The organism is Clostridia bacterium (assembly GCA_014360065.1).
In the GTDB taxonomy this organism is placed as follows: domain Bacteria; phylum Bacillota; class DSM-521; order Neomoorellales; family JACIYF01; genus JACIYF01.
In genome coordinates this window covers 1-7674 of record JACIYF010000115.1, presented here as the reverse complement: position 1 = coordinate 7674, position 7674 = coordinate 1, and the positions used below count along the sequence as shown (strand labels likewise).

General features: G+C 56.2%; 8 protein-coding genes. 5 read left to right on the top strand and 3 right to left on the bottom strand.

Annotation, left to right across the window (positions count from 1 at the left end; translation table 11 throughout):
* On the top strand, positions 1–324 hold a 324-nt coding region (locus H5U02_12700), incomplete at its 5' end, for a twin-arginine translocase TatA/TatE family subunit (protein MBC7343278.1).
* Positions 325–329: 5 nt separating this feature from the next.
* Positions 330–1070, top strand: a complete 741-nt coding sequence (gene tatC, locus H5U02_12695) for a twin-arginine translocase subunit TatC (GenBank protein ID MBC7343277.1) — start codon at positions 330–332, stop codon at positions 1068–1070.
* Between the two features lie 104 nt (positions 1071–1174).
* On the opposite strand, the gene H5U02_12690 is transcribed toward tatC, so the two are convergent.
* Positions 1175–1888: a hypothetical protein gene (locus H5U02_12690; GenBank protein MBC7343276.1), complete on the bottom strand. Its 714-nt coding sequence runs from the start codon at positions 1886–1888 to the stop codon at positions 1175–1177.
* Between the two features lie 239 nt (positions 1889–2127).
* On the opposite strand from H5U02_12690, the gene H5U02_12685 reads away from it, so the two are divergent.
* The 3 genes from H5U02_12685 (at position 2128) to ilvD (ending at position 5844) form a co-directional block, all read left to right on the top strand.
* Positions 2128–3549: a radical SAM protein gene (locus H5U02_12685; protein MBC7343275.1), complete on the top strand. Its 1422-nt coding sequence runs from the start codon at positions 2128–2130 to the stop codon at positions 3547–3549.
* A gap of 291 nt (positions 3550–3840) precedes the next feature.
* Positions 3841–4083: a hypothetical protein gene (locus H5U02_12680; GenBank protein MBC7343274.1), complete on the top strand. Its 243-nt coding sequence runs from the start codon at positions 3841–3843 to the stop codon at positions 4081–4083.
* A gap of 81 nt (positions 4084–4164) precedes the next feature.
* The gene (gene ilvD, locus H5U02_12675; protein MBC7343273.1) at positions 4165–5844 is read left to right on the top strand and encodes a dihydroxy-acid dehydratase; all 1680 of its coding nucleotides are present in this window, start codon (positions 4165–4167) and stop codon (positions 5842–5844) included.
* Positions 5845–6169: 325 nt separating this feature from the next.
* On the opposite strand, the gene H5U02_12670 is transcribed toward ilvD, so the two are convergent.
* Positions 6170–6976 carry a methyltetrahydrofolate cobalamin methyltransferase gene (locus H5U02_12670; GenBank protein ID MBC7343272.1) on the bottom strand — a complete coding sequence of 269 codons (807 nt, stop codon included), beginning with the start codon at positions 6974–6976 and terminating at the stop codon, positions 6170–6172.
* Between the two features lie 217 nt (positions 6977–7193).
* Positions 7194–7583: a hypothetical protein gene (locus H5U02_12665; GenBank protein MBC7343271.1), complete on the bottom strand. Its 390-nt coding sequence runs from the start codon at positions 7581–7583 to the stop codon at positions 7194–7196.
* Between the last annotated feature and the right edge of the window lie 91 nt (positions 7584–7674).

The window sequence follows — 7674 nt, the reverse complement described above, 5'->3', positions numbered from 1 at the left end:
GGTCCCACCGAGCTGATTCTTATTTTGGTGGTGGCGCTGATTATTTTTGGTCCCAAGAAGCTTCCCGAGATAGGGCGAACCATAGGTGCGGCGGTACGGGAATTCCGCAAGGCGTCTCAGGACCTCAAAAACAGCATCGACCTGGGTTTAGATAACCCGCAGGCTCCAGGGGCAGGTCAAGGCCAAGGACAGAGCGGTGGTTACTCGGCTGCTGGCGCGGTTGTCAGTACCAGCCCAGTCAGCCATGGGCCTAGCGGCTCGGCAAGCAGGGAGATGACGCTGACCGCGGGGCAAGAGGCTGCCCAGCCGGGAAAGCAAGGTTGATAATTATGGATAAACAGATGACCCTATGGGAACATCTCGAGGAGCTGCGGCGTGTGTTGGTGATTTCCGCCTTGGCCATGGCAGTTACCACTGGCATTGCCTATGGCTTTTTTCGCCAGCAGCTCTTAGACTTAGTTACCGGCCCTTTAAAGGGGCTGGAGGTCAAGCTGGTTTATATCGGCTTGGGCGAAGCTTTTATGACCCAGATTAAGCTCTCGCTGTTGGCGGGATTCATCTTGGCCTTACCGGTTATCCTTTGGGAGCTGTGGAGTTTTGTCGCTCCCGCCTTGCGCCCTGGCGAGAAGCGGATAGTGCTCTTAATTGTCTTCTCCTCGCTAATCCTATTTGGGTTGGGCGCAAGCTTTGCCTATTTGACCGTATTTAAATTCGCCGCCCGCTTTCTTTTGGTAATTGGCGGGCCGGAACTGGCGCCCATGCTATCCATTGGCAACTATGTTTCCTTTCTAATTGCCTTTTTAGTGCCCTTTGGCCTGGCGTTTGAAATGCCGTTGGCTATCTATTTTCTGGCTCGCTGGGGAGTAGTCAGCTCAGACTGGTTACAAAGACACAACAAAGTGGCGGTGGTGGCTATCTTTGTTATTTCCGCAGCCATCACTCCGGGCGGCGATCCCATTTCCCAGCTATGCATGGCTGCACCGCTCCTTATCCTCTATGAGGTCAGCATCGTCGTTGCTCGCCTAGCTCGCCCTCGTAGCGACAATCTGGTCTCAACTGCCAAACCCTAGCGGCAGCCTTAATCCATGGCCACCTAGATGGCATTGATGATTCCGACCTTATGGCGGCTTGCTGGAGGGTTGGGGGGTTGCCTTTTCGGAAGCAACTGCCTGGACTATTGTCCCACCCGTAGAGCTTCTTCCAGAAAACGCTTGAGTTTGAGCAGCTCTTGAGGGGCAATCTTGGCCAGCGATTCGGTCAGTTGTCTCACCTTTTCAGCCGCTTGGCTTACCAGGTTGAAGCTGGTGGCAGTGCGGGTCAGGGATCCCAAGGCGGTGCCGGCAAAGGTGGCCAAGCCCAGTTCCGGCCGCGAGGAAGCGGCGATGAGGCGTTGCCCCAGGTTGGTGCCTCTTTCTCCCAATGCTCTTAAGGAAATGACCAGAGCGGCCAAAGTGTAGGCGCTGCTATTCAATGGACTCTGTTGGCCTGTCCCCTCATCCAACATCCACTGGGCTAACCGGGAAGCATCGTCGCTCTTCGACCCCCCGCGTGCTTGCAGCCGGCCTAACGTCTGGCGGAGTGAAGATAAAAGCTGTTCCTTGATGGTATGCCAGTCATCGGAAGGGCCGGGGGAAGAGACAAAACCATAGGCTTTGGAGGTGGGGCGAAAGCGAACCATGGAACGTCCTGGAAGCTTTGACCCCAGCTTAACTATGTATTGCGCCTCTAGCAGCCCCTGCTGCTCCAAGGCCTTGAGCATGTCATAAGCTGTCCACCGGGATACTCCAAGGGCCTCTGCCACTATCTCATAATGTACCGGCTCCTGCTTCTCTTGATAAAGCTTTACCACCTGGGCCAGGAACTGCTGGCGACGACGGGTCAGAGCCAACCATACCACCTCCGGATTTCGACCCTAATTTCATTATCTCAGCGCGATTGGGGTGCGTCAAGCCTCAGAGAGCTTTCTGCGAAAGTCAATAATGTGAAAGCCAAGGGGTAAACTAAGGGCGGTAAGGGAAGGGTCTTGGAAGGTTGGGCACGTTGACAGTTATAACCATATGGGCTATATTATGAATCGATCTTTTTGGTCTTATGGGTTTTTAAGAATAATTTAAAGGAGGGGCCGGCATGCCTGATTTTCAGTTCGCCAGACAGTTTATCGGCGAGAGAGCGCTGGGCCAACTTCTAAGCTACCTGGGGAGGGATGCGGATAGAAATGTAATCAAGTTACTTAATTTAGCTGAACGCTTGGTTCCAACGCCTTATCACAAACAGATGATTGCCGACTTGCGGGAAGCATATCAGACTAATCCTGTGGCCTCATATTATGTTAACCGGGCTACCCGGGAGTTTCATCCCAATATCCGCAAGCGGTTGCTCTACAATTTCTTCTTCAATTCCATGTTTTTTGGAGTGCCCAAGCAAAGGAAGGTTTCGGAGCAACTAGGCATTAATGTCCCTCACACTATTCTCATAGATCCAACTAGCGCTTGCAACTTGCGGTGCACTGGGTGCTGGGCAGGTGAATACCGAAAGCACGACAGTTTGCCCCCGGAGGTTTTAGACCGGATTTTGCGGGAAGCAAAAGAATTGGGCATCTACTGGATCGTTATGTCCGGCGGGGAACCGTTCCTTTACCCTCATCTCCTGGATCTGGCGGCCAAACACAGCGATATGGTATTTATGCTCTATACCAATGGGACGCTTATCAGCGATGCGGTGGCTGACCGGCTGGTAGAGGTGGGCAACGTTTCTCCCGCCATTAGCCTGGAGGGAGACCGGGAGCGCACCGATGCCCGCCGGGGCAAAGGTGTATTTGACAAGGTGATGGCGGTCATGGAGCGGTTGCGCCAGCGCGGGGTTCCCTTTGGGGTTTCGCTCACCCTCACCAGCGAGAACGTTTATGAGGTCACTTCCGATGAGTTTATTGATTTCCTAATTGAAAAGGGCGTATCCTATGGGTGGTCCTTCCATTACATACCCATCGGCCGGGATCCAGATGTGAGGCTTATGGTGACCCCGGAGCAGAGGGCCTATCTGGTGGATCGTATCCGTACCATCCGCACCCAGAAGCCTTTCTTGATTGCCGATTTTTGGAACGATGGAGAGCTAACCGAAGGATGCATTGCTGGCGGCCGCCGTTATTTCCACATCACCGCCTCGGGAGCGGTAGAGCCGTGCGCCTTTGTCCACTTTTCTGTGGACAATATCCTCAACAAGAGCCTTAAGGAGGTTTTGGATTCGCCCCTTTTCCGGGCTTACCAAAAACGGCAACCCTTTAGCGAGAACCTGCTAACTCCCTGCCCGCTCATCGATGTGCCCCAGGCGTTGCGAGATATCGTCAGCGAGTCTGGCGCTGAGGCCACCCATCCAGGAGCAGAGACGGCTCTGAGTGGACCTATCGCTGACTTCCTGGACCAGCGCTCAGCCGCCTGGGAAGCCAAGTCACGGCCAATTTGGGAAAAACGGCAAGCGCAGGCTTCTGCTGCTAACCAGTCGACAGCGGGTGGAATCGCAGCATCATTGCCCACCGGAACCAACGGCAGGTAGCCCGCCTGCGGAGATAAAGTTGGGCCGGATAGTGTCAATAAGAAGCGAGGGAGGCCAAGGCGATTGGCCTCCCTTTTTGGTGCAGTCACGCCGACGCCGACAACCTTTCTTCAACTAGGGCAACGATTCTCGAAGCCTTGGCCGTAAGGGCGGCGTCTTGCCAACCTGAGCTAACCATCATACAGCACCCGCCGGTATGAAGGTGGCGGATTCAACAAATTCGCTATGGACGAATGATTTCCAGGAACTCCGAAAGGGAAATAGAAGATTTTGACGAAGTTAACTGTTTAAATGCTGGAAGAGGAGCTGGAGCGGGTGCACCAACGCGGGTACGCCATTGACAACGAAGAGCTGATGGAGGGCTTGCGTTGCGTGGCGGCGCCCATATATGACCGGGAGGGCAAGGCGGTGGCCGCCATGAGCATCTCGGGTCCAGCTGCCCGCCTGACTGGTGAGCGGCTGCGGCGGGCCATAGCCTTGGTTACTGATACCTCAAGCCAGGTATCCCGATCTCTAGGCTATCGAGGCAGCTAGAGCCTTGATGTCAGGGCGCAAATTTTTAGGTTTTGAGCAACAATGGTGCATTATTTGAAACCTTAAGGGAGGAACCAGTCAGTGCATTTTCGAAGCCAAGATATCTTAAACGGTCCTGAATGGTTGCTTAACCGCGGCACTTATAAAACCATGGGCTATTCCGATGATGATCTCTCCCGGCCGTTAATTGCCGTGGTTAACAGTTGGAACCAAGTGGTACCTGGACATTACAATTTGCGCGAAGTGGCTGAATACGTGCGGTCAGGGATCTACCGGGCCGGGGGTACCCCGGTGGAATTTGGCATCCTTGCCCCTTGCGATGGCATTGCCCAGGGCCATGATGGCATGCACTATATTCTGCCAGCTCGAGAGCTGGTGGCCCATAGCATTGAGGTGATGATTCAGGCCCACCGCCTGGATGGCATGGTGCTGTTGGGATCGTGCGATAAGATCGTGCCCGGCATGCTGATGGCGGCGGCCCGGCTGGATTTACCGGCCATCTTGATTGCTGGCGGACCCATGCTGGGTGGCCGAGAATTCGACGGGCGAGCCAGCGATATGACCACCCTGTCGGAAGCGGTGGGTATGCTGAAATCCGGCCGCATCTCCGAGGCGGAGTTTGAGGCCCTGGAGGACGTTTGTGGGCCCAGCTGCGGCTCCTGTGCCTACCTTGGCACCGCCAATACCATGTGTTCTCTAGCTGAAGCTATGGGCATGTCGCTGCCGGGTTCGGCGCTGATACCGGCAGTCTACGCTGACCGGATGCGGGCTGCCCAGGCTACCGGCCAAGCCATCGTAGAGCTAGTTCGCCGCGGCATCACCGCCCGCCAGATCATCAATTCCAAGTCGCTGGACAATGCCATTCGGGTATGCATGGCCATTGGCGGCTCCACCAACGCCGCCCTCCACCTTCCTGCCATTGCCTACGAGGCGGGAGTGGAGCTAGGGCTGGACCGTTTTGATCAGCTTAGCCGCGAGACTCCCTATTTGGCCAAGCTCAACCCGGCTTCCAAATACAATATGGTGGATTTCTATCAGTCCGGCGGCATTCCCCAGGTAATGACTGAGCTAGGGAACCTCTTGCACCTGGATGCGCTGACGGTTACCGGGAAGACAGTAGAGGAGAACTTGGCTGCCTACCGGGGCTCGGGCTGGGGAGCGGTCAACCGAGAAGTTATCCGTACTGTAGAATCGCCCTTTAGAGCTGATGGTGGCTTGGCGGTCCTGCGGGGTAACTTGGCGCCGGCTGGAGCTATAGCTAAACCCGCGGCCATCGATCCGGCGGTTTGGACCTTTACCGGCACGGCTCGGGTATTTGACTCGGAAGAACAAGCTGAAGAGGCTATCCTTTCCGGGCGGATTCGGAAGGGCGATGTGGTGGTTATCCGCTACGAAGGTCCCAAGGGTGGGCCCGGCATGCGGGAGATGTATAAGGCTATGAAATATCTCTATGGCCTAGGGCTGGCCAAGCATACGGCCCTGGTGACCGATGGGCGCTTTTCGGGCACCAATAACGGTTGCTTCGTGGGGCACGTTTCTCCCGAGGCAGCGAGTGGTGGCCCCCTGGCCGTGGTGGAGGAGGGCGACCGGATTACCGTGGATATCCCCAACCGGCGGTTGGAGCTCCACGTGGATGAGCGGGAGATCCAGAGGAGGTTGAGTCAATGGAAACCTCCGGCCCCTAAGTTCCAGAAAGGATACCTGGCCCTGTATGAGCGGCTGGTGAGCTCTGCCGACCAGGGCGCGATAATAAAGTTTTGAGAATGCTTACCAAGGGGGAAGGACTGCCTATGGTGGCCCCGCTTGGTAAGCCGGGAAGGCCGGCAACTATTTGTTTCCAGCTGTTGAACCAATAGTGCTGGGAGGTTCGAGCCTGGGGCCTGGTGGGCGCGGTTTGGGCCGCGCCCACGCGCCCACCAGGCCCCAGGCCAACCTATTTACATCCAGCCTGATAACCCCGTACTATGGGTGCGCGTGCTGGACAATCGCACCGGTCAGCCTGCATCTGTCTAGCCTGACAGGTAGCTGAATTTCAGGATCCTTTTTGGTCCCTATAGTAGTCAGCCGCCTAGCCGCGGTTCGGCAACTAGGCTCCTGCCTTTTCGTATAGCCCCTGACGGAAGGCGGCGAGGTAGTTCATGCAGAAGGGGTCCTGGCCCAGCAGAGCCTGGGAGGCTCGCAGGAAGCCCATCATGCTCCGGTCCAGGGGATCGAGGATATAAGCATCCATGCCGGCGGTCATGGTCTGGACCATAAACACCTGATTCAGGACCTTTCTCTGGGGTAGGCCGTAAGAAATGTTGCTGAGCCCACAGATGATATGGGTTTCCGGGAATTCCTCTTTGATCTGGCGAATGGCCGCCAGAACCTCTAGACCGGCGCTGTCGCTGGTGCTCAATGGTTGCACCAGCGGATCCAAGTAGATATCCCCCATGGGCACTCCAGCCGCGGTCAAGTTTTGCACCAGGTTCCTGGCCACCCGCACCCGGTCGTCGGCGTTTTTGGGCATTCCCTGGTCGTCCAGGCAAAGGGCGATTACCCGGGCTTTGTACTTCAGCACCAGAGGTAGCATCGATCGGTAGCGCTCGCTTTCGCCGGAAAGAGAGTTGACCATAGGCTGGCCGCCTTGGGTGAGCGATAGCCCCAAATCCATGGCTTCCGGATTGGGGGTATCGATACAGGGGAGTCCACCGGCAGCTTGGATATTTTCGATGGCCCACCTGAGCGACCCCAACTCGTCGTTGAGCACGGTGGCGCAGTTGACATCGATGTAATCGGCTCCAGCCTCGCGTTGCTGGCGAGTCAAGTCCTGGATATAGGCTGCGTCCCTTTCCTCCACGGCCTTCTTGATGGCTTTTCGGCTGGTATTGATCAGCTCTCCGACAATTAGCACCTAATCCTCACTCCCACCAATTTAAGTAGATAAGGCAAAATGAATATATATTGGGACTTTTAGTTCTTTCTCCATAACTGGCTTAAATCCTCTTAGGTCCTACAATTGGGCCGCATTTTCCTGGGAAGACTCTGCAGCCAAAGTAAGGCGCCTCAGCTAGACCATTGGTTCCAACTGAGGCGTCTATTAATGGTTTGCCTATACGACCTGGTTAGCTCTAAATCCGGTGCAAAGGATGAGTAGACTGGCGGGGACGGGTACCGGATAGCTTGGCCCCGTAGGCTACCAGCGCATCTGCCACCGCGCAGGCGGGGTAAACCCAGGGGGCGCAGCGCATAGGCCCGTAGAAGAGGAAGTCAGCTCCCCAATTGATGGGTAGGCTATAAACGGCAGCTCCGGTGGCGCTGAGGGCATCTTCGCGGGCTAGCCGCTGGCGGTGGTGTTTTTGCCAGCTAAATAAGGCATTGGAGGGAGCGCAGCCGCAAGGTAAGCCCAGCCGCTCTTTAACCTCGCGGATAGCCAGGGCGCTCCAGGCGGTGCTCTGGAGGTCGAGGACACCCACGTCTACCAGAATGTTTTCCACCCCGGCGGACCGGGCTCGTTCCACGAGCCCGGTCCGCCTTTGGGGATCGGATAGCAGCCGCAGCTTATCTTGGGGCCGGATGGCCTACGGCGAAAAAGCCAGCACCACCGCATTC